Origin of the sequence: Thermomonospora echinospora, assembly GCF_900108175.1 — a bacterium.
In the GTDB taxonomy this organism is placed as follows: Bacteria; Actinomycetota; Actinomycetes; order Streptosporangiales; family Streptosporangiaceae; genus Thermomonospora; species Thermomonospora echinospora.
Map to the genome: position 1 here is coordinate 33992 of NZ_FNVO01000020.1, position 26023 is coordinate 60014.

The 26023-nt window shown below is 71.2% G+C and carries 27 protein-coding genes; 8 read left to right on the forward strand and 19 right to left on the reverse strand.

All coding sequences use genetic code 11. The features are described 5' to 3' along the window. Window positions 1-89: 89 nt before the first annotated feature. On the reverse strand, window positions 90-1541 hold the full coding sequence (locus C4U03_RS31410) for a gamma-aminobutyraldehyde dehydrogenase (RefSeq protein ID WP_103943035.1): 1452 nt from the start codon (window positions 1539-1541) through the stop codon (window positions 90-92). A gap of 279 nt (window positions 1542-1820) precedes the next feature. Between C4U03_RS31410 and C4U03_RS31415 the strand changes: the two genes are divergently transcribed. Further along, window positions 1821-2318 carry an Lrp/AsnC family transcriptional regulator gene (locus C4U03_RS31415; protein WP_103943037.1) on the forward strand — a complete coding sequence of 166 codons (498 nt, stop codon included), beginning with the start codon at window positions 1821-1823 and terminating at the stop codon, window positions 2316-2318. Window positions 2319-2340: 22 nt separating this feature from the next. On the opposite strand, the gene C4U03_RS31420 is transcribed toward C4U03_RS31415, so the two are convergent. Continuing rightward, window positions 2341-2796: an HIT family protein gene (locus tag C4U03_RS31420; RefSeq protein ID WP_103943039.1), complete on the reverse strand. Its 456-nt coding sequence runs from the start codon at window positions 2794-2796 to the stop codon at window positions 2341-2343. 59 nt (window positions 2797-2855) lie between these two features. Between C4U03_RS31420 and C4U03_RS31425 the strand changes: the two genes are divergently transcribed. After that, entirely contained in the window at window positions 2856-3668 is an 813-nt protein-coding gene (locus C4U03_RS31425) for an ATP-binding cassette domain-containing protein (RefSeq protein WP_103943041.1), read from the forward strand. A 343-nt stretch (window positions 3669-4011) separates the two neighbouring features. After that, window positions 4012-4710: a hypothetical protein gene (locus C4U03_RS31430; protein ID WP_146087586.1), complete on the forward strand. Its 699-nt coding sequence runs from the start codon at window positions 4012-4014 to the stop codon at window positions 4708-4710. 91 nt (window positions 4711-4801) lie between these two features. On the opposite strand, the gene C4U03_RS31435 is transcribed toward C4U03_RS31430, so the two are convergent. From C4U03_RS31435 to rlmN, 3 genes are all read right to left on the reverse strand, one after another. Next, window positions 4802-5620 (reverse strand): DUF1963 domain-containing protein, encoded by an 819-nt coding sequence (locus C4U03_RS31435; protein ID WP_103943045.1) that lies wholly within the window; start codon window positions 5618-5620, stop codon window positions 4802-4804. A gap of 158 nt (window positions 5621-5778) precedes the next feature. Beyond that, window positions 5779-6288: a DivIVA domain-containing protein gene (locus C4U03_RS31440; RefSeq protein WP_103943047.1), complete on the reverse strand. Its 510-nt coding sequence runs from the start codon at window positions 6286-6288 to the stop codon at window positions 5779-5781. A gap of 10 nt (window positions 6289-6298) precedes the next feature. Next, on the reverse strand, window positions 6299-7471 hold the full coding sequence (rlmN, locus tag C4U03_RS31445) for a 23S rRNA (adenine(2503)-C(2))-methyltransferase RlmN (RefSeq protein WP_103943049.1): 1173 nt from the start codon (window positions 7469-7471) through the stop codon (window positions 6299-6301). A gap of 106 nt (window positions 7472-7577) precedes the next feature. Here rlmN and C4U03_RS31450 point away from each other — a divergent pair, with 106 nt between their 5' ends. Then, on the forward strand, window positions 7578-8750 hold the full coding sequence (locus C4U03_RS31450) for a suppressor of fused domain protein (protein ID WP_235018266.1): 1173 nt from the start codon (window positions 7578-7580) through the stop codon (window positions 8748-8750). A gap of 54 nt (window positions 8751-8804) precedes the next feature. On the opposite strand, the gene C4U03_RS31455 is transcribed toward C4U03_RS31450, so the two are convergent. From C4U03_RS31455 to rpsB, 5 genes are all read right to left on the reverse strand, one after another. Further along, window positions 8805-9680 (reverse strand): phosphatidate cytidylyltransferase, encoded by an 876-nt coding sequence (locus C4U03_RS31455; protein ID WP_103943053.1) that lies wholly within the window; start codon window positions 9678-9680, stop codon window positions 8805-8807. After that, entirely contained in the window at window positions 9680-10237 is a 558-nt protein-coding gene (frr, locus tag C4U03_RS31460; RefSeq protein WP_103943055.1) for a ribosome recycling factor, read from the reverse strand. Before frr ends, C4U03_RS31455 begins: the two co-directional genes overlap by 1 nt. Window positions 10238-10311: 74 nt before the next feature. Then, window positions 10312-11058 carry a UMP kinase gene (gene pyrH / locus C4U03_RS31465; RefSeq protein ID WP_103943240.1) on the reverse strand — a complete coding sequence of 249 codons (747 nt, stop codon included), beginning with the start codon at window positions 11056-11058 and terminating at the stop codon, window positions 10312-10314. Window positions 11059-11183: 125 nt separating this feature from the next. Next, window positions 11184-12020 carry a translation elongation factor Ts gene (tsf, locus tag C4U03_RS31470; RefSeq protein WP_103943057.1) on the reverse strand — a complete coding sequence of 279 codons (837 nt, stop codon included), beginning with the start codon at window positions 12018-12020 and terminating at the stop codon, window positions 11184-11186. An 83-nt stretch (window positions 12021-12103) separates the two neighbouring features. Then, entirely contained in the window at window positions 12104-13057 is a 954-nt protein-coding gene (gene rpsB, locus C4U03_RS31475; RefSeq protein ID WP_103943059.1) for a 30S ribosomal protein S2, read from the reverse strand. Between the two features lie 307 nt (window positions 13058-13364). Here rpsB and C4U03_RS31480 point away from each other — a divergent pair, with 307 nt between their 5' ends. The 4 genes from C4U03_RS31480 (at window position 13365) to dprA (ending at window position 18664) form a co-directional block, all read left to right on the forward strand. Then, window positions 13365-13907, forward strand: a complete 543-nt coding sequence (locus C4U03_RS31480; protein WP_103943061.1) for a M23 family metallopeptidase — start codon at window positions 13365-13367, stop codon at window positions 13905-13907. Window positions 13908-14853: 946 nt separating this feature from the next. After that, window positions 14854-15228, forward strand: a complete 375-nt coding sequence (locus C4U03_RS31485; protein ID WP_103943062.1) for a YraN family protein — start codon at window positions 14854-14856, stop codon at window positions 15226-15228. Window position 15229: 1 nt separating this feature from the next. After that, window positions 15230-16789, forward strand: a complete 1560-nt coding sequence (locus C4U03_RS31490) for a YifB family Mg chelatase-like AAA ATPase (RefSeq protein ID WP_103943064.1) — start codon at window positions 15230-15232, stop codon at window positions 16787-16789. A 711-nt stretch (window positions 16790-17500) separates the two neighbouring features. Further along, on the forward strand, window positions 17501-18664 hold the full coding sequence (gene dprA / locus C4U03_RS31495) for a DNA-processing protein DprA (protein WP_103943066.1): 1164 nt from the start codon (window positions 17501-17503) through the stop codon (window positions 18662-18664). 219 nt (window positions 18665-18883) lie between these two features. On the opposite strand, the gene C4U03_RS31500 is transcribed toward dprA, so the two are convergent. The 9 genes from C4U03_RS31500 to ffh form a co-directional block, all read right to left on the reverse strand. Further along, window positions 18884-19198: a DUF2469 domain-containing protein gene (locus C4U03_RS31500; RefSeq protein ID WP_103943068.1), complete on the reverse strand. Its 315-nt coding sequence runs from the start codon at window positions 19196-19198 to the stop codon at window positions 18884-18886. Continuing rightward, window positions 19195-19896 (reverse strand): ribonuclease HII, encoded by a 702-nt coding sequence (locus tag C4U03_RS31505; protein ID WP_235018267.1) that lies wholly within the window; start codon window positions 19894-19896, stop codon window positions 19195-19197. The genes C4U03_RS31500 and C4U03_RS31505 overlap by 4 nt, the downstream gene beginning before the upstream one ends. A 217-nt stretch (window positions 19897-20113) precedes the next feature. Next, window positions 20114-21127 (reverse strand): signal peptidase I, encoded by a 1014-nt coding sequence (lepB, locus tag C4U03_RS31510; RefSeq protein ID WP_200827600.1) that lies wholly within the window; start codon window positions 21125-21127, stop codon window positions 20114-20116. A 165-nt stretch (window positions 21128-21292) separates the two neighbouring features. After that, window positions 21293-21643 carry a 50S ribosomal protein L19 gene (gene rplS / locus C4U03_RS31515; RefSeq protein WP_103943070.1) on the reverse strand — a complete coding sequence of 117 codons (351 nt, stop codon included), beginning with the start codon at window positions 21641-21643 and terminating at the stop codon, window positions 21293-21295. 128 nt (window positions 21644-21771) lie between these two features. Continuing rightward, window positions 21772-22737 carry a tRNA (guanosine(37)-N1)-methyltransferase TrmD gene (trmD, locus tag C4U03_RS31520; RefSeq protein WP_103943072.1) on the reverse strand — a complete coding sequence of 322 codons (966 nt, stop codon included), beginning with the start codon at window positions 22735-22737 and terminating at the stop codon, window positions 21772-21774. A 3-nt stretch (window positions 22738-22740) separates the two neighbouring features. Continuing rightward, window positions 22741-23256 (reverse strand): ribosome maturation factor RimM, encoded by a 516-nt coding sequence (gene rimM, locus C4U03_RS31525; RefSeq protein WP_103943074.1) that lies wholly within the window; start codon window positions 23254-23256, stop codon window positions 22741-22743. Window positions 23257-23305: 49 nt separating this feature from the next. Then, a complete protein-coding gene (locus tag C4U03_RS31530) occupies window positions 23306-23548 on the reverse strand; it encodes an RNA-binding protein (protein WP_103943076.1) in 243 nt (80 codons plus the stop codon). Between the two features lie 3 nt (window positions 23549-23551). After that, entirely contained in the window at window positions 23552-23998 is a 447-nt protein-coding gene (rpsP, locus tag C4U03_RS31535) for a 30S ribosomal protein S16 (protein ID WP_103943247.1), read from the reverse strand. A 394-nt stretch (window positions 23999-24392) separates the two neighbouring features. Beyond that, window positions 24393-25964: a signal recognition particle protein gene (ffh, locus tag C4U03_RS31540; protein ID WP_103943078.1), complete on the reverse strand. Its 1572-nt coding sequence runs from the start codon at window positions 25962-25964 to the stop codon at window positions 24393-24395. Window positions 25965-26023: the final 59 nt, after the last annotated feature.

The window sequence follows — 26023 nt, forward strand, 5'->3', positions numbered from 1 at the left end:
CCCGGGGCGGACGGCCGGACGACCGAGGCGCGGCTCCGGTCGTCCGGCCGTCCGTTCGAGGAACGGGAGTCGGCCCCCGCGACGACGGGTCAGTCGCCGATGTAGTGCATGACGTGCTTGATCCGGGTGTAGTCCTCAAAGCCGTACATCGACAGGTCCTTGCCGTAGCCGGAGTGCTTGAAGCCGCCGTGCGGCATCTCCGACACGAACGGGATGTGGGTGTTGACCCAGACCGCGCCGAAGTCCAGCCGTCGGGTCATCCGCATGGCGCGGCCGTGGTCCTTGGTCCACACGCTGGCCGACAGGCCGTACTTGACGCCATTGGCCCAGGCGACGGCCTGGTCCTCGGCGGAGAAGGTCTGCACCGTGATGACCGGGCCGAAGATCTCGTTCTGCACCATCTCGTCGTCCTGCCGCAGCCCGCTGACCACGGTGGGGGCGAAGAAGTAGCCGCCGTCGTAGCCCTCACCGGTGATCCGGGAGCCGCCGGCGGTCACCTCGGCGTGGCCGGGCGCACGGTCCAGGAAGCCCTGCACGCGGGCCAGTTGGCCGGCGTTGTTGACCGGGCCGAAGTAGGCGTCCTCCATGCTGGGCGCGCCGACCTTGGTGTTCTTGGCCTGCTCGGTGAGGGCGGCGGTGAAGTCACTCGCCAGCCGCTCGCTGACCAGCACGCGGGTGGCGGCGGTGCAGTCCTGCCCAGCGTTGAAGTAGCCGGCGCCCGCGATGCCCTCGGCGGCCTTCTCCACGTCGGCGTCGTCGAAGACCACCACCGGGGCCTTGCCGCCCAGCTCCAGGTGCACCTTCTTGAGGTCCTTGGCGGCGGAGGCGGCCACCTCCATGCCGGCCCGGACGCTGCCGGTGATCGACACCATCTGCGGGATCGGGTGCTCGACCAGCCGGCGGCCGCTGTCGCGGTCGCCGCACACCACGTTGAACACGCCCGGCGGCAGGAACTCGGCGGCGATCTCGGCCAGCAGCAGGGTGGACACCGGGGTGGTGTCGGACGGCTTGAGGACCACGGTGTTGCCCGCGGCCAGCGCCGGGGCGAACTTCCACACCGCCATCATCATCGGGTAGTTCCAGGGCGCCACCTGGGCGACCACGCCGATCGGCTCGCGGCGGATGGTGGAGGTGTGGTCCTCCATGTACTCGCCGGATGAGCGGCCCTCCAGCACCCGGGCCGCACCGGCGAAGAACCGGATGTTGTCGACCATCGGCGGGATCTCCTCCTCCGCCGTCAGGCCGATGGGCTTGCCGGTGTTGCGGCACTCCGCCTCGATGAGCTCCTCGGCGCGGGCCTCGATGGCGTCGGCCATCTTCAGCAGGGCCAGGCTGCGGTCCTTGGGGGTGGCGTCACGCCAGCCGGGGAAGGCCTCGGCGGCGGCCTGCACGGCGGCGTCGATGTCCTCGGCCCCCGACAGCGGCGCCTCGGCGTAGGCCTGGCCGGTGCTGGGGTCGATCACCTCCGAGGTACGGCCGTCCTTGGCGTCGACGTATTCTCCACCTACGAAGTTCCGCAGTCGTGTCCTGTCGCTGGTCAACTTCGACCTCCGTCTTCCGGCCCCTGCCGTGACCTGGGGCGTTTGCTCGCGGCGCGTGTCCGGATTGCCCTGCGTCGCACCGACCTTGGCAGAGGATAGCCCCGCCTGACAAGTGATTCCGTTGTTACGATCGAGTTTCGCAACGGATTCGTTTGACAATAACCCTGCAACTGGCATGATGTCGCAGCGTTCAGGGGTGGCGATCCCGTTCGGTGAGGCCCGCCCTACCCTTGTCCCGGCGGCCTGGAGGCAGGCGGCGATGCGAACGAGGAGAGCCCGATGACGGACGTCCCCCCGCTGCGGCAGCGACCGGCCGCTTCCCCGTCCCGGGGGGTGCACCTGGACGAGATCTCCAAGCGCATCATCGAGCAGCTGCAGGCCGACGGCCGCCGCTCCTACGCCGCCATCGGCAAGGCGGTCGGCCTGTCGGAGGCCGCCGTCCGGCAGCGGGTGCAAAAGCTCCTGGACACCGGCGTCATGCAGATCGTCGGCGTCACCGACCCGCTGATGCTGGGCTTCTCCCGGCAGATGATGATCGGCATCAAGTGCGAGGGCGACCTGGAGAAGGTCGCCGACGAACTGGCCGCCGTCGAGGAGATCGACTATGTCGTGATCACCGCCGGCTCCTACGACATCCTGGTCGAACTGGTCTGCGAGAGCGACGAGCGCCTGCTGGAACTGCTCGGCCGTATCCGCGGCGTGCCCGGCGTCCTGACCACCGAGAGCTTCGTCTACCTCAAACTCCGCAAGCAGACGTACTCCTGGGGCACCCGCTGACCCCGGCCTCCGTGGCAGGCGGCTAGAGCGACGGCTCGGCCGGGTCCCGCAGGGCCTCCCGCAGACGGGCCGCGAAACCGGCCGCCTCCTCCTCGGAGGCGTACTTGGTGCGCGGCCAGAAGAAGCCCCGCAGCCCGTCCTTGCGGTTGCGGGGCACCACGTGGACGTGCAGGTGCGGCACGCTCTGGCTGATCCGGTTGTTGAGGGCCACGAACGACCCGGCCGCCCCGAGCCCGGTCTCCATCACGGTCGCCAGCCGTCTGGCGTACCCGAACAGCGGCCCGACCAGTTCCGGAGGAAGGTCCGGCAGCGTCTCGTAGTGCTCCTTCGGGACGAGCAGCGTGTGCCCCTTGTACAGCGGCCGCGCGTCCAGGAACGCCATCGCGTCCTCGGTCTCCATCACCAGGTGCGCCGGGCGGGTCCCCTTGATGATCTCGCAGAAGACACAGGCCCCACCGGAGTCGCTCTTGCTCGGCATCCCGCCGTCCCCTCGGGCTAACGTCGGCCTTACACATTGATCGCTACCTTGCGTACCCTATGCGGCTCGAACGCGTCGCCTTCCGTTACCGCCGGAGGTCCCCCTGGGTGCTCCGGGACGTCTCCCTCTCCCTTCCCCCGGGCCAGGTCACTGAGGTCACCGGTCACAACGGTGCGGGCAAGTCCACCCTTCTGCGGCTGCTCGCCGGGCTGCGCGCACCCCGCCGCGGCACCATCGCCGGCCGTCCCGCGCACGTCGGCTACGCCCCCGAGCGCTTTCCCACCGGCCAACCGTTCACAGTGCGCACCTATCTGGAGCACATGGCCGCTGTCCGCGGTCTGCCCGCCGCCGACGACTGGACTGGCCGCCTCAATCTCGACCGTCTGAGGGACGTCCGGCTCCCCGAGTTGTCCAAGGGCAGCGCCCAGAAGCTCGGGCTGGCCCAGGCGTTCGCCGCCCATCCCGGCCTGCTCATCCTGGATGAGCCGTTCGCCGGCCTCGACTCCGCCACGCGCGACGCACTGCCCGCCCTCATCGCCGAGCTCGCCGCCGAAGGCTCCACCGTGGTGGTCAGCGACCACCAGCACTGCCTCGACGACCTGCCCGCCCTGCACCGCCTCCACGTCGCCAACGGCACCGTCACCCCGGCCACGGCCCCCGTACATGCAGGCCCGCACCGTGACACCGCCGATCCGCACGAAGCGCCGGCCCCTGCCTCCTGGACCGTCCTCGAAGTGGCCGTGCCGAGCACCGAGGCCGAGGCCCTCGCCAACGAACTACGCGCCCAAGGCCACATCGTCCGCCACCGCGAGCGCTCCGAACCCCCGTCTGCCCCGGCACGACCGCACGACCGCATGGACACGTCCAAGTGACCGCACCTACCTGCCGGTCCCGCCTTTCCGCCTTCTGCGATCAGCGCGGCCTCGTCCCTGGCCGCACGTCCCGCAGAAGGGGATGCCCGCATAACGGGGGGACTCGCGTCGGCGTCGCCTACGCAACGTCAATTCACCTGCGCAAACGCATCATCCGGCAAGTCGGCCCCGCCGAAGATCGGACACTCCCCCAAGGAATGCCACCAGACGCGGGCCTGCCTTGTGCCCAGGCCGGCCGGGGCACCCGTCGAGGACGGCGGACCGACGATGTGCGGGACGCCCGGCAATGACCGCGTCCAGCAGACCGATCACACCCGGTGGGCGCATGGGGCCGATCCGTCGAGTGTCGACCGTGATGGCCCTGGCCCGCTTCCAGGTCTGCGGGTACGTGCGTTCCCTGCGGGTGCTGCAGCCGTTGATCCTGGTGCTGCTGATCCTCACGCTGGGCCTGGCGCAATGGCCCGGCGGCCCCCGCCGGGTCGAACTCGCCACCGGCGCCCTCGGAGACATCGCCGCACTCGTGTTCCCGATCTGCGCGTGGTCCGCCAGGTCCCTGCTGGACACCCAGCCGGACGAACAGCGCGCCCTCTCGGCGACCGCGGCCGGCCATCCGGTCGCCTCCGCCGTGGCGGGCCTGCTCGCGGCCTACGCGGTGAACCTCTGCCTCGGCGGCCTCCTCCTGGCGATCCCGCTGGTCCAGTGCGTCTCTGTCGGCACGGGCCTGGCGCCGACGGCGGCCGGGGCGGGTCTGACCTTCCTGGTGGCCCTCGCCGGAACGCTGCTGGGCGCCTATGCCCAACGGTCGATCATCTCTTCACCGGGCCACTCCCTCCTGGCGCTGCTCGGTGGTGTCACCGCCGCGCTGCTCCTCAGTCTCGGCCCGCTCAGCCCGCTGTCCGTGCCGATGGTCAAGTGGCTGCGCGCCGCGCATGACGGCCCTGTGGCCTTCATCGCGGCCTTCCCCGGCCTCGCCCTGCATCTGGCCCTCTGGTCCACGGTGCTCGCCGCCGGTCATCTCCTCCTGGCCCGCCGCCCCAGGTGACAGCGTCAAGGGCGGCTCCGTGTCCCCGGCCATCCACCATCGGATCCGGCCCCGACACGACGAGGGAGACCGGCGGCGTGGTCGGGGGTGATCAGCGGGCCTGGAGTATCAGCCACGAATCCTCCAGCGGGGCCGATCTCCGGTTGCAGAAGTAGACCCGGCCCGGGTCGCCCCAGTGCCAGCCGAGATGGTCGTCGGAGTCCAGTTGCAGCAGCGGGCTCCACTCATCGCCCTCGCCGGCGGCGGTCTCCTGCTCCTCCGGGGTGACGGTGTCGGGATCCCGGCCCGAGGAGGCGTGCTGCGCCTCCGGGGCGACCGGGCGCTGGACGATGACCGGCCAGCCGCCGATCTGGTGGACGGGATCGTCCGGCCACAGATGCTGCAGCCAGGCGGCGTACAACTGCTCGTAGACCGTCAGGATGCCGCTGTACCTGCTCTCCACCTGCTGCAGGACGGGCTCCTGCGGGGCGGGCAGGGACAGGAACGGCGCGGCGCCGAGCGTGCGGGCCGGGGCGGAGGTCACGCCGGGGGGCGGCTCGCTCTCCACCAGCTCCCCGGTGAAGACGCGCCAGCCGTCCCGCTCCTCGGGCCGGCTGCCCCATGGACGGGGGGTGCGGCTGGCGTAGTAGAAGGCGGCCCGCCCCTTGCCCGGCATCCCCGGCTGCCGCAGGACGGCGGCCAGCTCGGCGAAGTCGACGACGGCCAGGAAGTCCAGCGGCCGGCCGGCCCACCGGGGCCAGTCGGCCGCCGGCGGCAGCAGCGGCGGCCCGCCGAGCCGGACGGCCGTGCCCTGCCCGCCGAGCCGGAGCGCGGGGCGGGCCAGCGGCACGATCGCCGCGCTGACCTCGGGGGCGAGGAAGACACCGAACAGCGAGTGCAGTCGTTGACGCTCAGTGACGATCCAGTCCATGTCTCGTAGCGTCTCCCGAGCGGCGCCCGTTGACCAGACCCTTTAATGATTGTGGAAAACCCAACGGGAGAAGGCGGAGACCAGGAAGCGCCCGGACGCCCGGTCAACGAGGTCCTCCCCCCGGCTTCACGGCCGCGCCAAGGCCGCCCCGGCCGGGGTCAGCGGGTGACGGCGGACTCCAGCGCGTCGGCGAGCTCGGTGAGGAAGCGGTCGACCTCGCGTTCGTCATAGCCGGGCCCGAACCGGACCGTCCGGAACGAGCTGGCCCGAACGTCGCCGGCGGTGACCGGCGGTCCGGCGCCGCGCAGCCCGGCGACCACCCGGTCGAGGAAGGCGTCCACGTCGCGGGCGTCGTATCCGGTGCGCATCCCCGCACCGGAGAACTCGATGCCGTGGATCCAGTCGATCAGCCGGCCGGCGGGCACCCGGGGACGCCGCTGCGGGCGCACCGGCCGGGCCCCCTCCCGCAGCCGCCGGATGCACTCGTACAGGTACTCGTCCACCGCCTGCTGGTCATAGCCGCGCAGGACCACCGCGAACCGGCTGCGCAGCACGTCTTCGGCGGTCAGGAACCCGGCGCCGCGTTGCAGCGCGTCCTCGATCCGGGCGGTCAGGGCGTCCACCTGCGCGCAGTCATATCCCCGCAGCACCACCGGGAAGCGCGCCATCCTGCACCCCTCATTCCGTGGCGGCGGCCAGCTGCCCGCAGGCGCCGTCGATCTCCCTTCCCCGCGTGTCGCGCACGGTCACCGGCACGCCGTGGGCCTCCAGCCGGGCCACGAACTCCCGCTCGTCCCGCGGCCGGGAGGCGGTCCACTTCGAGCCCGGTGTCGGGTTCAACGGGATCAGATTGACGTGAACGAGATGACCTTTCAAGAGCCTGCCGAGAAGATCCGCCCGCCAGGCCTGGTCGTTGACGTCCTTGATCATGGCGTACTCGATGGACACCCGCCGCCCGGTGCGGTCGGCGTACGCCCAGGCGGCGTCCAGCACCTCGCGCACCTTCCAGCGGGTGTTGATCGGCACCAGCTCGTCACGGAGCTCGTCGTCGGGGGCGTGCAGGGACACCGCCAGGCGCACCGACAGGCCCTCGGCGGCCAGCTTCTCGATGGCCGGGACCAGGCCGACGGTGGAGACGGTGACCGACCGCTGCGAGATGCCCAGGCCGTGCGGGGCCGGGTCGGTGATCCGGCGGACCGCACCGAGGACGGCCTTGTAGTTGGCCAGCGGCTCGCCCATGCCCATGAACACGATGTTGGAGACCCGTCCGGGGCCGCCGGCGAGCTGCCCGCGGGCCAGCGCCCGGGCGCCCGCCGCGACCTGCTCGACGATCTCGGCGGTGGACAGGTTGCGGGTCAGGCCGGCCTGCCCGGTGGCGCAGAACGGGCAGTTCATGCCGCAGCCGGCCTGCGAGGACACGCACATGGTGACGCGGTCGGGATAGCGCATCAGGACCGACTCCAGCAGCGTGCCGTCGAAGGCCCGCCAGAGTGTCTTGCGAGTCGTGCCGCCGTCGCAGTCCAGCGTGCGCACCGAGGTCAGCAGCTCGGGCAGCAGCTCGGCGGCCAGCCGGTCACGGACGGCCGCCGGCAGGTCGGTCATCTGCGCCGGGTCGTCGGTCAGCCGGGCGAAGTAGTGGCGGGAGAGCTGGTCGGCGCGGAACGGTTTCTCGCCGAGCTCGGCCACCGCCGCGCGACGTTCGGCGGAGGTCAGGTCGGCCAGGTGACGCGGGGGCTTGGCCCGGCGCGGCGCCACGAAGGTGAGCTTGCCGGGCTGCGGCGGCGCGGGGCGGCCGGAGTCCTGCGCAGCGCCCGCGGCTGCGGCGGAGACCGGCTGAGAGGTGGAAGACATGGTCCTCCCAGTGTGGCAAACCCTGACCCGTGCCTTTGCCGTGCGCAGCCTCCCGGTGGCCGTTACAGTCTGGATCATGGCGGTTTTGCGTAGAGGATCGGGTTCCGTGCGGTCGGGAGCTCCGTCCCGGGACGGGGGAACGGGCACGGCGGCGAAGGTCCTGCTCGCCGAGACCAGCCCGTACGGCAGCCGCCGGCTCACCGTGGAGACCGACGGGGTCACCACCGCGGCGTACCTGCGGGACGCCCAGGACGGCGTGATCGGCGCCAGCTGGATCGCCAACCACCAGCCGGCGGCCCCGGGCCTGGACCTGTCCCGGCTGAACGCCGGGTTGACGCCGGTGATGCCCGCCGGCCGCACCCGGCATCCCGACGGCCGCCCGGCGCTGGATCCGCGGTCGCTGGAGATCGTCTGGTTCGAGGAGGGGGACGGGGCGGCCGTACTGGAGTCGGGCGAGCCGCTGTGCGTCATTCCGGCCTGGTCGGACATGAGCCGGGGCATCCCCGGCTACAGCCGGGACGTCAACGCCCAGAGCCCCTTCGCGTTCCCCCTGGAGCAGGAGATCGCGGAGTTCTCCCCCCGCATCCAACAGGCCCGCGCCTTCTGGGAGTGGTGCCGCCAGGAGGGCGCCTGGGCCGAGTTCCAGCAGTCCGTGCTGGGGCACCTGCTCAACCGGCTCGGCCCCGGCGGGCACTACTGGCACGATGTCGGCCGCCAGTTCCGGGGCCCCGGCGCCGCCCAGAAGGGCGAGCGGGCGAACGCCCCCGTGGTGAGCGTGTCGGAGCGGCCCGCACGTACGGGACGGGACTTCTCCGTGCTGAGCACGCTGGGCATGAGCCGTCAGCGGATGCCCACGGTGGAGCTGTACGAGGACGACGTCTCCCACTACGCGCGGATCGAGCTGGCCGTGGCGAGCACGCTGCCCAGCCAGCGGGTGGGCAGCATCTTCCCGTGGCTGGCGCAGTACCCGTGGCGTTCGGTGACCTGGTTCGCGCCCGGGGACGTGGTCAAGTGGTACCACGAGGCCAAGACGTTCCCCCTGAACGGACCGGACGCCGAGGACGCCCGCTGGGCGGGGGTGCTGCTGCTGGACGACCCGAGCCGGCTGGCCGGGCCGCCCGCACCGGACCTGACCGGGTTCACGTTCGACGGGGACCCGGTGCGCTGGCTCTGGCTGGTCCCCATCACCGACGAGGAACGCCGGTACGCCAAGGCCGAGGGCTCCAATGCCCTGGTGCGCCGGCTGCGCGGCGAGGGCCGCAGCTGGGTCGTGTCCTGACCGGACGGCGTCCCGGCGAGGACCGGGACGCCGCCGTACCGACCGGCCGGAGGCTCAGCTCGTACGGACGAACAGCTCCAGCAGCAGCCAGACGACCGGGGCCGTGATGATCAGGGAGTCGAGCCGGTCCATCACCCCGCCGTGGCCGGGCAGCAGGGTGCCCAGGTCCTTGATGCCGAGGTCCCGCTTGATCATCGACTCGATGAGGTCGCCGACCGTGGCCGAGCACACCACGGCCGCCCCCAGCAGCACCCCGTGCCACAGGTGGCCGTCGGCCAGCAGCCAGGACATCAGCCAGGCGCCGATGCCCATGCAGGTCAGCGCCGACCCGGCGAAGCCCTCCCAGGTCTTCTTCGGGCTAATGGAGGGGGCCATCTTGTGCCGGCCGAGATAAGAGCCGGCGAAGTAGCCGCCGATGTCGCTGGAGACGGTGACCGCGATGAAGATGACGATGCGGTGGGCGCCGTCGTTCGGTGCGAGCATCAGGGCGACGATGCCGCCCATGAGCGCCACGTAGGCGACGATGAACAGCCCGGCGGTGGCGTCCCGTACGTAACCGTCGGCGCCGGCGGGCATCCGCCACACCAGCAGGGCCAGCACGGTGAGCGCGAGCGCGCCGACCAGGGCGAGCGCACCACCGACGTAGGCGGCCACCAGCGCCGCTACCACACCCGCCATGAGCGGCGCCTGCGGGATGCGGATGTCCCGGGAGCCGAACGCCTGGGCCAGCTCCCGCACCCCGTAGGCCAGGAAGAACGTCATGACGCCAAGGAAGATCTCCTTGACGGTGTAGAGCGAGACCAGGACCAGCGCGCCGAGGCCCAGGCCGACGCCGACGGCGACGGGCAGGTTGCGGCCCGCGCGACCACCGGACGTCGTGGGGGGACCGGCCGGGGGCGGTGCCGCCTCCCGGCCGTGTGCGGCTTCCATCAAACCTCGAGCAGCTCGGCCTTCTTGTGCTCGAGAAGCTCGTCGATCTGGGCGACGTGCTTGTGCGTCGCGTCGTCGAGTTCCTTCTCGGCACGGCGGACCTCGTCCTCGCCGGCCTCGCCGTCCTTGGCCAGCTTGTCCAGCGCGTCCTTGGCCCGGCGGCGAATGTTGCGGATGGAGACCCGGCTGTCCTCGGCCTTGCCGCCGGCGATCTTGATGAACTCGCGGCGGCGCTCCTCCGACAGGTCGGGGAAGACCACCCGGATCACGTTGCCGTCGTTGGTGGGGTTCACCCCGAGGTCGCTGTCGCGGATCGCCTTCTCCACCGCATTCATCGACGACTTGTCGAACACCTGCACGATCACCATGCGCGGCTCGGGCAACGTGAACGAGGCCAGCTGGTTGATCGGCGTCGGCGTGCCGTAGTACTCGGCGGTGATCTTGTTGAACATGGCCGGGGTGACCCTGCCGGTGCGAATGCCCGCGAAGTCTTCCTTGGCGACCGCCACCGCCTTTTCCATCTTCTCTTCGGCTTCGAAGAGGATCTCATCGATCACTTCGGGCTCCCGTCACCTTGTCCTGCCTGCCTGCTGCCGACCCCGCCGACCGGCCGGGCGGCCGGTGCGGCGGGTCAGCCGTCCGCCGGACCGACCAGCGTGCCGATCTTGTCACCCCGGACGGCCCGGATGATATTGCCCTGGCCCATCAGGTCGAAGACCACGATCGGCAGATTGTTGTCCATGCACAGGCTGATGGCCGTGGCGTCCATGACCTTCAGACCGCGCTGTAGGACTTCACCGTAGTCCAAACGGTCGAACTTGACCGCGTCCGGGTTCTTACGGGGATCGGCGTCGTAGACGCCGTCGACCTGAGTGCCCTTCAGCACCGCCTCGGCGCCGATCTCCAGGGCGCGCTGCGCCGCGCATGTGTCGGTGGAGAAGAACGGCTGGCCCAGGCCCGCCCCGAAGATCACGACCCGGCCCTTCTCCAGGTGCCGGATGGCGCGGCGGGGGATGTACGGCTCGGCGACCTGGCCCATCGTGATGGCGGTCTGGACCCGGGTGTCGAGGCCGAGCTTCTCGCAGAAGTCCTGCAGCGCCAGGCAGTTGATCACCGTGCCCAGCATGCCCATGTAGTCGGAGCGGCCCCGGTCCATGCCCCGCTCGGCCATCTGGGCGCCGCGGAACATGTTGCCGCCGCCGCACACCACGGCGACCTGGGTCCCCTCGCGTACCGCATCGGCGATGGCCTTGGCGATGTGCTGCACCACCGCGGGGTCGATGCCCAGCGGCTCGGCGCCGGCGAACGCCTCGCCGGACAGCTTGAGCAACACCCGCCGCCAGCCGCCTCTGGGCAGCCCGGGCTGGGCCCCGGACACGCCGGGAGCCGCCGTCGTGTCAGCGGTCGTCTTCTCGTCCACGGCGGCGGCCTCCTCGTTGCGATGTCACGGATATGGGCGTTCGTCCCGCCCCGTCCTGCCCGGCATACCTCCGAGCGGGATCGTTAAGCCTGGCCCACCTTGAAACGGGCGAAACGCTCGACCTTCACCCCGGCCTCGTCGAGGACCTTGGCGATGGTCTTCTTGCCGTCCTTGACGAACGCCTGCTCGACCAGGACGAAGTCGCGGAAGTAGGCGTTGACCCGGCCCTCGACGATCTTCGGGATGGCCTTCTCCGGCTTGCCCTCGTCGCGGGTGATCTGCTCGGCCAGCGCCCGCTCCTTCTCGATCGCCTCGGCCGGGACGTCGTCGCGGGTCAGGTACTTGGGCGCCATCGCCGCGATCTGCTGGGCGATGTCCTTGCCGATCTCGGGGTTCTCGGTGTCCAGCTGCACCAGCACGCCGGTGGTCGGCGGCAGCGACGGGTCGGACTTGTGCAGGTAGCTGGTCACGTAGGCGCCCTTGAAGTGGGCGAAGCGACGCAGCTCCAGCTTCTCGCCGATCTTGGCGCTGTTCTCCTCGATCAGCGCCTGCACCGTCTTGCCCGGCTCGATCTCCAGGCCCAGCAGGGCCGGGGCGTCGGCGGCGTCGGACTCGGCGGCGAACCGCACGATCCGGTCGGCCAGCTCGATGAAGCCGGCGTTCTTGGCGACGAAGTCGGTCTCACAGTTGAGCTCGAGGATCGCGCCGTCGCCGGTGCCGTTGAAGTGCTCGGCGACCAGACCGTTGCCGGCGGTGCGCTCGGCGCGCTTGCCGACGTCCTTGGCGCCCTTCAGGCGCAGGATCTCCACGGCCTTGTCGAAGTCGCCCTCGGACTCGACCAGCGCGTTCTTGCAGTCCATCATGCCGGAGCCGGTCAGCTCGCGGAGCCGCTTGACGTCGGCGGCGGTGAAGTTCGCCATCGATTCAGATCTCTTTCGTCGGTTCGGAGGATCCGGCGGGCGCCCGGCGGGTCCCGCTGGGCGGGCCCGCCGGGGACCTCGGATCAGGCGTTGTCGGAGGCCTCGCCGGCCTGCGGAGCAGCCTCGCCAGCCTGCGGGGCAGCCTCGGCGGCCTCCGGGGCGGCCTCGGCGGCCTCCGGGGCGGCCTCGGCGGCCTGCGGGGCGGCCTCCGGGGCAGCCTCGGCGGTCGGCTGCGCGGCCTCGGCCTGCTCCTTGCCCTCCAGCAGCTCCCGCTCCCACTCGGCCAGCGGCTCGGCGCCCGCGGCGGCCTCGGCGGGCTTGTCCTCACCACCGGTGGCGGCACCGGCCCGGGCCATCAGGCCGTCGGCCACCGCGTCGGCGACCACGCGGGTCAGCAGGCTGACGCTGCGGATGGCGTCGTCGTTGCCCGGGATCGGGTAGTCGACCTCGTCCGGGTCGCAGTTGGTGTCCAGGATCGCCACCACCGGGATGCCCAGCTTGCGGGCCTCGTTGACGGCGATGTGCTCCTTCTTGGTGTCCACGATCCAGATCGCGCTGGGCACGCGGGCCATGTCGCGGATACCGCCGAGGGTGCGCTCGAGCTTGTCCTTCTCGCGCTTGAGGCCCAGCAGCTCCTTCTTGGTCATGCCGGAGCCCGCGACGTCGTCGTAGTTGATCTCCTCCAGCTCCTTGAGCCGGGTGAGCCGCTTGTGGACGGTGGAGAAGTTGGTGAGCATGCCGCCCAGCCAGCGCTGGTTGACGTACGGCATGCCGACCCGCTGCGCCTGCTCGGCGATGGCCTCCTGGCCCTGCTTCTTGGTGCCGACGAACAGGATCGTGCCGCCGTGCGCGACGGTCTCCTTGATGAACTCGTAGGCGCGGTCGATGTAGGACAGCGACTGCTGCAGGTCGATGATGTAGATGCCGTTGCGCTCGGTGAAGATGAAGCGCTTCATCTTCGGGTTCCAGCGCCGGGTCTGGTGGCCGAAGTGGACGCCGCTCTCCAGCAGCTGCCGCATGGTGACGACGGGTGCCATCCCGTGTGCTCCTGTTCTGCCCGGTCGCTTGTCCGGGCATGTCTCGGTTGTCTGCCCACGCCCGGACGCGGCCCCGCCGTCAGCGTCGTGACGGACCGAGAGACCGCACCCCACCGTTGGCCCCTGGCGAGCGGAGGCTGGTGGCAGCGGGCGTGTGAATTCGGTCGCTCGAGAGAGGCTCCCCCGCGCGACCGTCCCTCAAGTCTATGGGATGTCCGCTCGCCCCGTGGAATCGGCGACGTTCCAGAGTTATCCACAATTCTCCGTGCCCTGGTGCCCCAGTCCTTCCCTCTGGAGGATCCTTCACATGGCTCTCATCGCCCTGGTCCTCACCTGGGCCTTCTCCCTGGCCTCTGCTGTCCCGTCCGCGCTGCCCGGCCCGCCCGGTCCCTGGCGATGGCCGTTAAGCCCCGATCCCCAGGTGCTCCGCGGCTTCAGCCCGCCGCTCAGCCCCTGGGGTCCCGGTCATCGTGGCGTGGATCTGGTGGCCACGCCCGGCCAGGCGGTCTACGCGGCCGCCGCGGGGCAGGTGTCCTTCGCCGGGTACGTCGCCGGGCACGGCGTGGTCGTCCTGACGCACGGTGTTCTCAGGACGACCTATCTGCCCGTCATCCCGTCCGTACGGACCGGCCGGCATCTGCCCGTGAGCGCCCGGCTGGGCACCGTCCAAGATCTGCCGGGTCACTGCGGCCCTCTTCACTGCCTTCACTGGGGACTGCGCCATGACCTGCGCTACCTCGACCCTTTGTCCCTGCTCCGCCCTGGAGTACGCCTGCTCCCCTACTGGTCTTCGCAACGCCGACTCCAAGGCGTCGCCCTGCACCGTGCCGGGAGCGGCCGTCTCCGATGAGGCGCTCCCGACCTCTCTCCGTCCGGATCTGGACGGGGGTTCGGGCAACAGCTGACGGCTCCGGTCTCGCAACACCTGTTCGCCTGTACGTTCGCCTGTACGAACGCGTCACCGGGCGGGCATCCGCTCTGACGGTTTCTTCTGGGCCAGCTCGGGGTGCCGGTGCAGGGATCGGCGATCGAAGTGTCTCCGAAGAGCCCGCTCCCGGACCGCGGGCGCTGAAGCCGCCGGTGAACACGATGCCCCAATGCCCACGGATGGCGTGCCCTCGCCGGGGCGGACAGACCATGCCGCCGACCTGCACACGATCCGCGATGCGGACTGCGCTGCCGTTGTGCACCTCGGTCACGAGCTCGACGTGATCGACCCGGTCCGCCGTACCCGACCGACAGCGTGGACCTGCCGGCTTCGGTCGCTGCCATGGTCGGTCCGGGTGGTCCTCGTCGGTCCAGCACCGGCTCCGCAAGGCTCACAGTCCGGGAGAGTCCGAGAAACGGCGGGACTCGTGTCGGCGCCGCTCACATAACGTCGATCCACCTACGCGACCGCATCAACCGGCGGGGCGCCTCAACGGAGGTCGGACCCCGCCCACAATCCAGGTCGGTGAGGAAACAAGACGGTCAGCAGTTTCTTGATCGGCGCACCAGGTGATGTTCGCGATCAAAAGTCTGGCCACCGGCCAGAGCCCCCGGACCGTGACCCGGTCGCCCATCAAGATCACGGAATCTGCACCAGAGCCTGAATGCTGCCCGGGTGGAACCCGCTCGCCGCCACAGGGCCGGTTTTCACGCGCCGCCGTCACCACCGGGCCCAGGCCCGCCCGATGGCACGGGCCGGGGCATGCGAGACCGGCGGACCGCAATGAGACGCCGGTTGTCCACAGAACGAAGTTCGGCTGTCGGCGGGCGCCGGTGCACGGCACCGTCGGTGGTGGAGGTGATGCCCTGTGGGATCGGGGAACAGGCAGGCCCTGGGCCGGCGCGGTGAGGAGACCGCAGCCCGCTATCTGTCCGACCGGCTCGGCTGGACGATCGTCGACCGCAACTGGCGCTGCCGCGAGGGCGAGTTGGACATCGTCGCCTATGACGGGAGCCGCCATGTGGTGTGCGAGGTCAAGACCCGCACCGGCACCGCGTTCGGCACTCCCGCCGAGGCGATCACACCGGCGAAGGCGGCCCGGTTAAGGCGGCTGGCGGGTCGCTGGGCGGCCCAGTACGGCGTGCCGGCGGCCACCGTCCGCATCGACGTGATCGGCTTGGTCGTCGCCGCCCGCGGCGAGCGCACCGGATTCGACCTGGAGCATCTGCGGGGGGTGTGCTGACATGGCTCTGGCCAAGACACGGTCGGTGGCGCTGGTCGGGGTGGACGGCTTCGTGGTCGACGTGGAGGCCGCCATCACCAGCGGGGTGCCGGGCCTGCACCTGGTGGGACTCCCGGACGCGGCGCTGAACGAGGCGCGCGACCGCGTCCGTGCGGCGATCTTCAATTCCGGCGAGCCATGGCCCGGGCGCCACGTGACGATCAGTCTCTTTCCCGCCAGCCTGCCGAAGAAGGGCTCTGGTTTCGATCTTTCCATCGCGATTTCGCTGCTGGCCGCCGCGGAGACGATCGAACCGGCCGCCTGCGCCGGGATGGTGATGATGGGTGAGCTGGGCCTGGACGGCCGGGTCCGGGCCGTTCCCGGGGTGCTTCCAGCGGTGCTCGCAGCGGCCAACGCCGGCTACCGCACGGTCGTCGTGCCGCGGGCCAACGCCGCGGAGGCGGAACTGGTGCCCGGCATCGAGGTGATCGCCGCGTCCTCCCTGCACGGGCTGCTGTGCCATCTGCGTGGGCAGGCGCCCCCGCCGGAGCCGGACGAGGCGGACCCTCCGCCGTTCACTCCCTGCCTCGACGGCCTGACCACCCGTTCCCGGGATCTGCGCGGGGATCTGGACCTGGCGGACGTGCGCGGGCAGGCCGAGGCCCGGCGGGCCCTGGAGATCAGCGCGGCCGGTGGTCATCATCTGTTCTTCTACGGGCCGCCCGGCTGCGGCAAGACCATGCTCGCCGAACGCCTGCCTACGCTGCTGCCACCGCTCGACCGGGAGGCGGCGCTGGAGGCCACCGCCATCCATTCGGTGGCCGGGACCCTCCCGCCGGGGCAGCCGCTGATCACCCGGCCGCCCTTCTACGCGCCGCACCACACCGCCACCCGCGCGGCCATGGTCGGCGGTGGGCAGGGACGGCTGCTCCAGCCGGGAGCCGCCTCCCTGGCCCACCAGGGGATCTTGTTCCTGGACGAGGCGCCGGAGTACAACGCCGGAGTTCTCGACGCCCTCCGCCAGCCTCTGGAGGAGGGGGAGGTCATGATCGCCCGTGCCGGGGCCAGCACCCGCTTTCCGGCGCGGTTCACCCTGGTGCTGGCCGCCAACCCGTGTCCGTGCGCGGCCGCCAAGTCGATCGACTGCACCTGCCCCCCGGCGGTGCGTCACAAGTACCTGGCACGCATCTCGGGTCCGCTCCTGGACCGCATCGATCTCAAGCTGGAGTTGCATCCGGCCACCCGGGCCGAGCTGCGCTACGACCTGGAGCTGGTCGAGCGCAGCGAGGTGGTGGCCGAACGCGTGCTGGGCGCCCGCGAACGAGCTGCCAAGCGCCTGGCCGGCACCCCGTGGCGGACCAACGCCGAGATCCCCGGTCCGCAGCTGCGGCGCCGGTTCCTGCCCTCACCGGAGGCCATGGCATCAGTGGACCGGGTGCTGCAGACCGGCGAGCTGAGCGCCCGGGGCCTCGACCGTGTTCTGCGCACCGCCTGGACGTGCGCGGACCTCGCCGGCCGGGACACGCCTTCCGCAGCCGACCTGGACAGCGCCTTCGCCCTCTGGACAGGAAGACGATCATGACTGTTCTCCAGCCTCACCAACGGCGCCGGCAGTCGTCCGCCCCTGGCAGGCGCACCGGGGACAGCGCAGCCGGGAACGCCTCCCCCGACATGCAGGCGGACAGCCCGCCGGCCCCCGACCCATCCGTTGCCGCGTCCCGCCGGTGTCCAGGCGCACGACCCATCAGGCCCATCGGACACCACACGCCGGGACACGGCACCTCACACGACATACAGACACACGACCGCCGACGCCCAGCCATGCCACCGACACACCCCACCAACGCCTCAGTACACGCTGCGCCAAAGCCACCAGGTGCCGTGGGCGGGAAGTGCCACGCACACGATGGAGTCGAGGCCGGACCCTGCCCTGCTGCACCGACTCGCCTGCGCGAACGCACCTCCCAGCAGGTCGTTCCCGCCCCGTTGCATACATTCGCGGGCCGCCGAGCGTTCCCGGTGGCCTCGGTCCCGCCGAGGCTGACCAGGGGCGGCAGGCAGCGGGTACTGCTCAAAAGGCCATCAGGCACCGTACGTGGGGAGCCTCGCGCAAACGACGAAACCAAGGCCGGCTCCACCTCACTGGTGCACGTGTGCGAACGCGCCCTCCGGCAGATCGTCCCATCCGCTCCACGCATGTGTGCGGGCGGTCAAGCCGTCTCTGGCGCTCGCCTGCCGGCAGGAACGGTGCCCTCGGTGCCTGGTCTGCCCGGGAGAGAGCAGGGGGTGGGTCGTGACGGCTTCTGACGAGGAGAGGTTCGCCCGGGCCGCGCTGTGCGCCGTTGCCGAGCCGGGTGAGGCGTTGCTGGGGCGGCTCATCGCCCGGGTGGGCCCCTGTGGCGCGCTGGCCGTCGTGCGGGGTGAGGAGCCGCCGCCGGACGGAGTGGTGATCGGCGACGGCGGGCACCGCCGGCTGACGGCCTGGCGGGCCCGGCTGCGGGCCGCCGACACCGATGCCGACCTGGCCGTCTGTGAGCGGCTCGGCGGTCGGATCGTCTGTCCGGGCGATCCGGAGTGGCCGGTGACCCTGGACGATCTCGGCGATCGACGGCCTTACGCGCTGTGGCTGCGCGGACCCGCCGACCTGCGTTATGCCTGCCTGCGTTCGGTCGCGATCGTGGGCGCCCGCGCCGCGTCCCCGTACGGGCTGCGGATCGCCGCCGAACTGGGCGCCGAGTTGGCCGACGCCGGCTGGAGCGTGGTCAGCGGCGGCGCCCTGGGCATCGACGCGGCGGCCCACCGCGGGGCGCTGGCCGCGGACGGGCAGACGGTCGCGGTGTTCGCCAACGGCGTCGACCGGTTCTACCCGCCCCGCAACGAGGCGTTGTTCGTCGAGATGCTGCACCAGGGCCTGCTGGTCAGCGAGTCACCACCGGGCACGGATCCCAGCCGCCCCCGGTTCCTGGTGCGCAACCGGGTCATCGCCGCCCTGACGAAGGGCACCGTCGTGGTGGAGGCCGCCGTTCGCAGCGGAGCACTGAACACCGCCGCCCACGCCCGCGACCTGGGACGCGTCCTGATGGCGGTGCCAGGCCCAGTCGGCTCCAGAAGCTCGGCCGGGTGCCACAGGCTGCTGCGTGAGGTCCCGCCGGCCCGCTGCGTGACCGCGGTCGCCGAGATCCTTGAGGAGGTGGGCCGGATCGGTACCGACCTCGCCCCGGTGCCCCGAGGGCCGGTGCTGCCCAGGGACATGCTCGACCCCGTCACCAGGGCAGTGCTGGAGGCGCTGCCGGCACGAGGCGCGGCGGGGCCCGCCCAGATCGCGGTGAAGGCAGGAGTCGATCTCACCACCGCGAGCGGCCGGCTCGGCCAACTGTCCGCGGCCGGATTCATCGAACGCACCACCGGCGGCTGGCGCCTGCGCCGCCGGCCCGCACAACCCGACCCCACCCCATGAAGGCCCGAGCCCCCACCAAGCCCCGCACCACCGCGCGACAGAGAACGACCAAAAGCCGGCGAATAGGGACGGTCACCGGCCGAAACGGCCTGCCCGGCCAACCGGCGCCCGGCTCAGCCGGTGGCTCCGGCCGCAGACCCGATCGCACACCTCAATGGGGGTTCGACATGGCGACCAGGTGTACGGCCGGGTGTGCCGGGGTGAGGAGGTGAGGTGGGGTCAGCCGTTGGAGGGGGGCTCCAGGTCGCTCTTGGCGAGTTCCTCGACGTTGACGTCCTTGAAGGTGACGACGCGGACGTTCTTCACGAAGCGTGCGGGACGGTACATGTCCCAGACCCAGGCGTCCTGCATGGTGACCTCGAAGAAGATCTCGCCGTTCTCGGCGCTGCGGACCTGGAGGTCGACCGAGTTGGTCAGGTAGAACCTGCGCTCGGTCTCGACCACGTAGCTGAAGAGCCCGACGACGTCGCGGTACTCGCGATAGAGCTGGAGCTCCATCTCGGTCTCGTACTTCTCGAGATCCTCCGCACTCACGCTCGTGCTCCCTCCCCCGCCAGGTCGAACGCGCCGGCCTCGGCTCCATTGTCCCGCAGGCGCGCCACGTTCACGAACGACAGGCGATGCTCCGGGCAGGGACCGTAGACGCCGAGCGCCGCCGTGTGCTCACGGGTGATGTACCCCTTGTGCTCGGCGAAACCGTACTCGGGGTAGCGCTCGTGGAGTTCGGTCATCAACCTGTCCCGGGTCACCTTGGCGATCACCGAGGCGGCCGCCACACAGGCGGCGACGCGGTCGCCCTTGGGCACGGCCAGCCCCGGTACGTCCAGCCCGGGAACCCGGAAACCGTCGCTGAGCACGTAGGCGGGTCTGGTCTCCAGCTTCGCCAGCGCCCGGCGCATCCCGGTGATGTTGCACCGGTGCAGGCCGATGCGGTCGATGTCGTGCCGGGGAATGATCACCGCGGTCCAGGCGGCGGCGCGGTCGACGATCTCGGCGTAGATCTCCTCCCGGCGGCGCGGGGTCAGGAGCTTGGAGTCGGTCAGCCCGTCGATCACACCACGCCGCCCGGAGGGCAGGACCGCCGCGCCTATCACCAGGGGCCCCGCGCACGCGCCGCGACCAGCCTCGTCCACACCTGCCACGGGACGGAACCCGGCGTGCTCCAGGGCTCGCTCAAGCCCGTACAGCCCCGCGTCGCGGCGGGGCGTGAACCTGGGCGGACGCCTCATCATGCCTCGAAGCGTACGTTCTGCCGGACGCTCCCGCAGCGCGGATCCAGGCCCCCGCACGAGGGACTCCCGGCAAGGTGCGCGATGCCGATACCCGGCAAGGCCAGGCGGAGTTCCGAGGATCATCCGGTGGGAGAGCCGTGAACGGGCGATTCCGGCACCTCAACGATTCCGGCGCCTCGGCGATCCCGGTGCCCTGGCGATCCCGGTGCCCTGGTGGTCAGGGAGTGAGGCGGCGGCGGGTTCGGCGGAGGCGGAGGCGGAGGCGGCGGTTGAGCAGGGTGATGGGGATGGCGCCGGCCAGGCCCAGGGCGAACGGGGTGGCGGGTAGGAGGGCGCCGGCGGCGTTCAGCGCGGGCTGTTCGAAGGTCTTGGGGATCGGCAGCGTGCCGATGCGGTTGACCGGCCACACGATGACGAAGGCACGGCCGATCACCCGGTTCTCGGGGATGGCGCCGCCGCCGGGGTCGCCGCGGTGCTGGCGCGAGTCGTAGGAGACCTCGCGGTGGTCGCCCATCACCCACAGGTTGCCCGGCTGGACGGTGACGTCGAATGGCTCGTTGGACGGCTTGTTGCGCTCGCCGGTCACCGGGTCGGTGAACAGGTAGGAGCGCTCGTCGAGTGGCGCCCCGTTGACGGTCATCCGGCCCTGGGAGTCGCAGCACTTGACGTGGTCGCCCGGCGTGCCGATGACCCGCTTGATGTAGTCCTTCTCGCCGGGGACCACGCCGAAGGCGCCGCCGATCCAGTGGAAGGCCTTGGAGATCGGGTTGGTGGGCTCGGCGACCTGGACCTCGGGGTCCCAGGAGTCCAGGCCGTTGAAGACCACGATGTCGCCGCGTCGGACGTCCCGGGTGTGGTAGACGATCTTGTTGACCAGGACCCGGTCGCCGATCTGCAGGGTGTTCTCCATCGACGCCGACGGGATGTAGAAGGCCTGGACGGCGAACGCCTTGATGACCAGGGCCAGCACCAGCGCCACGCCGATGAGGATGGGCAGCTCCTTCCAGAAGGAGCCCTGCTTGCCGTCCTTGCCGCTCTCCTCGGCGGGCGCGTCGGACCCGTCCTCGTCCCGGGAGGCGCCCATATCGCCGGCGGCGCCGCCCGCGCCGGGCGCGGAGCCGTTCGCGCGATCTTCGGCGGCGTCCTCGCCCGGGGTCACGGCCTGCTTCTCGTTGGGCACCGCGCCCTCGGCTTCGGAACGCACGTCTCTCCGATCGTCCTCGTCAGTCATCAGGGCGAGCCTATAGCGGGTCGGTCCTGGCGGCTCCGTTCGCCGCCGTGTCGTCCACCATGAGCAGGCAATCGATTCACACTGATCGGAAACTGAACGCCCCGGTCACCGCAAAGGGTTCCCGGGGCGCTGCGGCGGTCACGGCACCGAAACGGGCCGGCGGCCTCAGAAGTCGCGCTTCTCCTTGATGCGGGCGGCCTTGCCCCGCAGGTTGCGCAGGTAGTAGAGCTTGGCGCGGCGGACGTCACCGCGGGTGACGACCTCGATCTTCTCGATCGAGGGGCTGTTGAGCGGGAAGGTCCGCTCCACGCCGACGCCGTAGCTGATCTTGCGGACCGTGAAGGTCTCCCGAGCGCCGCCGCCCTGCCGCCGGATCGCCACGCCCTGGAAGACCTGGATCCGGCTCCGGTTGCCCTCGGTGACGCGGACGTGCACCTTCAGCGTGTCGCCCGGACGGAAGTCCGGGACGTCGGCACGCAGCGCGGCCTTCTCGATCTCCTGGATCAGGGTGTGCATGACAGCGGTTCCTCATGGTCGGCAGCGGACATCGAGAGGCCCCTGATGAGGGTCGGGGCGTCGCGCCGCGCAAGTGGATCGTGCTTCGTGGAAGTCGTGAGGCAGCCCGGACACGGGGCGCCGACGCTCTAGTCTGCCACAGCTTTGCCACCGGGCGGCAATCCGGCTCCGGCGACGGCCTCGCCGCCGGGCGGCAGTCCGGCCTCGGCGAGCACCTGCCGGTCGCGTTCGTCCAGGTCCGCCGGGTCCAGCTCGGCCGCCAGCTCAGGGCGGTTGGCGACGGTACGGCGCAGCGCCTGGTCCCGGCGCCAGCGAGCGATCGCGCCGTGGTGGCCCGACAGCAGGACGTCGGGAACGGCCCGGCCCCGCCAGACCGGGGGCTTGGTGTAGACGGGCCCTTCCAGCAGAGTCTGCATGCGACCCGGGGCGAAGGAGTCGTCGGCGACCGATTCGGCGTTGCCCAGCACGCCGGGCACCAGCCGGCCGACCGCCTCGACGATGACCAGCACGGCGGCCTCGCCGCCGGCCAGCACGTAGTCGCCGATGCTCACCTCGTCGACCCGCATCCGGGTCCGGGCCTCCTCGACGACCCGCGAGTCGATGCCCTCGTACCGTCCGCAGGCGAAGACCAGCCACGGCTCCGCGGCCAGTTCCACCGCCATCGCCTGGGTGAACGGCCGCCCGCTCGGCGTCGGCACGATCAGCCGCGGCACCGGCGGCCGCCGTCCCTCCGTTGCGCCGTGCTCCGCACCGGCGGCCTGCTCATGCGCAATGGCCTGCACGTCAACTGTCTGCACGTCAACTGTCTGCGCATCAGTGGCCTGCCCGGCCGGGATGGATCGCGCGCCGGTGGCCGGTACGGACGGGGGCGGGGCGATGGTGTCGAGGGCCTCGCCCCAGGGGTCGGGCTTCATGACCATGCCCGGGCCGCCGCCGTACGGGGTGTCGTCGACGGTGCGGTGCCGGTCGTGCGTCCACTGGCGCAGGTCGTGGACGTGCACGTCGAGGAGGCCGCGGAGCCGGGCCTTGCCCAGCAGGGAGACCTGCAGCGGGGCGAAGTACTCCGGGAAGATCGAGATGATGTCGAGCCGCATGGTTCAGGACTCGTCCAGCAGGCCGGGAGGCGGGTCGATGACCAGGCGGCCGCCGGCGACGTCCACCTCGGGGACGAGGGCGGCGACGAAGGGGACGAGGGCCTCACCGCCGGTGTCGCGCCGGATGACCAGCAGGTCCTGGCCGAAGTGGCGGACCTCGGTAACGGTGCCGACGGTGCCGCCGCCGGTGGTCACCGCCGTCAGCCCGATCAGTTCCTGGTCGTGGAACTCGTCGGGGTCACTCAGAGGAACCAGGTCCCCGGCGTCGACGACCAGCCAGGTGCCGCGCAGATCCTCCGCGGCGGTGCGGTCGTCGACGCCGGCGAAGCGCAGGAGCAGACGTCCCGAATGCCAGCGGGCCTGCTCGACCGTCAGCGGGCCGGCCTGCCCGGGATCGGTGGCGAGCACGGTGCCCGGGGCGAACCGGACATCGGGATCGTCGGTCCGGACGTCCACCGTGACCTCGCCTCGGATGCCGTGCGGGCGGCCGATCCGGCCGACTACCACCTGATCGTCCATCGTCGGTCAGGCGTTCCGGGCGGCGCCGGGGCGGGTCACGGCGGTCATGTCAGCGGACCTCGTTGACGTCGAGCAGGTCCACCCGCACGTACCGGCCGCCGGACAGGCCGCCGATCACGGTGCGCAGGGCCTTGGCGGTACGCCCGCTGCGGCCGATGACCTTGCCGAGGTCCTCGGGGTGCACCCGCACCTCCAGGACCCGGCCGCCCTTGATCCGGCGGGGTCGCACCTGGACGTCGTCCGGGTGCTCGACGATCCCGCGGACCAGGTGCTCGAGCGCTTCTTCGAGCACGCGTCAGCCCTCGCTCTTGGCTTCAGCGGCCTCGCCCGAGTCGGCCTTGGCCTTGGGCTCGGCCTTCTTCTTGGACTTGGGGGTGGTGGCGGCGCCCTCGTCTTCCTTCATGGCCTCCTGGACGGCGGCCTGGTAGAGGGCCTTGCGGTCGGCCTTGGGCTCGGCGACCTTGAGCGTGCCCTCGGCGCCGGGCTCGCCCTTGAACTTCTGCCAGTCGCCGGTGATCTTGAGGATGTTCAGCACCGGCTCGGTCGGCTGCGCGCCGACGCCCAGCCAGTACTGCGCCCGCTCGGAGTTCACCTCGATCAGCGAGGGCTCCTCCTTGGGGTGGTACTTGCCGATCTCCTCGATGGCCCGCCCGTCCCGCTTGGTGCGGGAGTCGGCGACGACGATCCGGTACTGCGGGTTCCGGATCTTCCCCAGACGCTTGAGCTTGATCTTGACTGCCACGGGTGTGGTGTTCTCCAGATTCCAGATGGCTGAGCGGGCCCGCATCCAGGTGGGGACACCGTTGCCGGCCGCTCGATGGACTCCGGGCCGCCAGGACGAGAGAGGGCGCCTGCCGATACCGGGTTTCCAGCCTGCCATTGTGCCAGACGATGACCGTGGAGACGCAATCGATCAACGACGAGCCGTCACGCCGGGTGGCCGGCGCGGCCGGCCGGCACGCTCGCGTCCGCGAGTCCCCGCGGACGCACCGGACGACGTGCCGGGACCGTGCCGGAAGACCCGACCGGCCCGGCGGGGGCACCCCTCATCAAGCTCACCGAACGGCGCCGGAGTCCGGGACGGCGGGTGCTCCGGCCGTGCCGTTCGGCGGGGTCGCCGGACGGCACGGCGCGGATCACTTCTTCTTGCGGGTCTGCAGCTTGCCGAGGTCGGGCATCTGGAAGCCCGGCGGGAGCTGGCCGGGCAGGCCGCCCGGCAGACCGCCGCCCAGGCCCGGCGGCAGGCCCTGGGGCAGCGCGTCCGGCGTGGGCTGCCCGTCGCCGGCGCCCTTGGCCGCGGCGGCGCGCTTGCGGGGGTCGCCGCTGCGCTGCTTGCCCTTCTTGGTCTTGGCGTTCTTGCCCTTGGCGGCCTTGCGGCGGCCGCCGGGCATGCCGGGCAGGCCCATGCCGCCGGCCATCTGCCGCATCATCTTCTGGGCTTCGAAGAACCGGGTGACCAGGCTGCCGACCTCGCCGACCGTGGTGCCTGAGCCGGCCGCGATCCGGGCCCGCCGGGAGCCGTTGATGGCCTTGGGGTTGGCGCGCTCGTAGGGCGTCATCGAGCGGATGATGGCGGCGACCCGGTCCAGGTCCTTGTCGTCGATCTGGCTGACCTGGTCGCGCACCTGGCCCATGCCGGGCAGCATGCCCAGCAGGTTGCCGATCGGCCCGAGCTTGCGGATCATCATCATCTGCTCGAGGAAGTCCTCGAGGGTGAAGTCCTCGCCCGAGGCGAACTTGGTGGTCATCTTGGCGGCCTGCTCGGCGTCGAACGCCTTCTCCGCCTGCTCGATCAGGGTGAGGATGTCACCCATGTCGAGGATCCGGCCGGCCATCCGGTCGGGATGGAAGAGGTCGAAGTCCTCCAGCTTCTCGCCGGTGGAGGCGAACATGATCGGCCGGCCGGTGATGTGCCGCACCGACAGCGCCGCGCCGCCGCGGGCGTCGCCGTCCAGCTTGGTCAGCGCCACCCCGTCGAAGCCGACCCCGTCCATGAACGCCTGGGCGGTGTTGACCGCGTCCTGGCCGACCATGGCGTCGACCACGAACAGGATCTCGTCCGGGGAGACCGCGTCGCGGATGTCGACGGCCTGCTGCATCATCTCGGCGTCCACGCCGAGCCGGCCGGCGGTGTCGATGATGACCACGTCGTGCTGGGCGTGCCGGGCCTGCTCGATCGAGCGGCGGGCCACGGCGACCGGGTCGCCGACGCCGCTGCCCGGCTCGGGGGCGAACACCGGCACCCCGGCCCGCTCCCCCACCACCTGCAACTGCTGGACGGCGTTGGGCCGCTGCAGGTCGGCGGCCACCAGCAGCGGGGTGTGCCCCTCGCCCTTGAGCCAGCGGGCCAGCTTGCCGGCCAGGGTGGTCTTACCGGCGCCCTGCAGACCGGCCAGCATGACCACGGTCGGCGGGGTCTTGGCGAACCGGATCCGCCGGGTCTCGCCGCCGAGGATCTCGATGAGCTCCTCGTTGACGATCTTGACGACCTGCTGGGCCGGATTCAGCGCCTGGGAGACCTCGGCGCCGGTGGCGCGCTCCTTGACGTGCGCGATGAAGTCCTTGACGACGGGCAGCGCCACGTCCGCCTCCAGCAGCGCGATCCGTATCTCGCGCGCGGTGGCGTTGATGTCCGCTTCCGACAGCCTGCCCTTGCTGCGCAGCGAGGAGAAGACCGACGTCAGCCGGTCGGAGAGCGTCTCGAACACGTGTGCGACCCGTCCTAGAAGACTTGAAGGGAATCTACTTCAGGGTATCGAGGAATCCG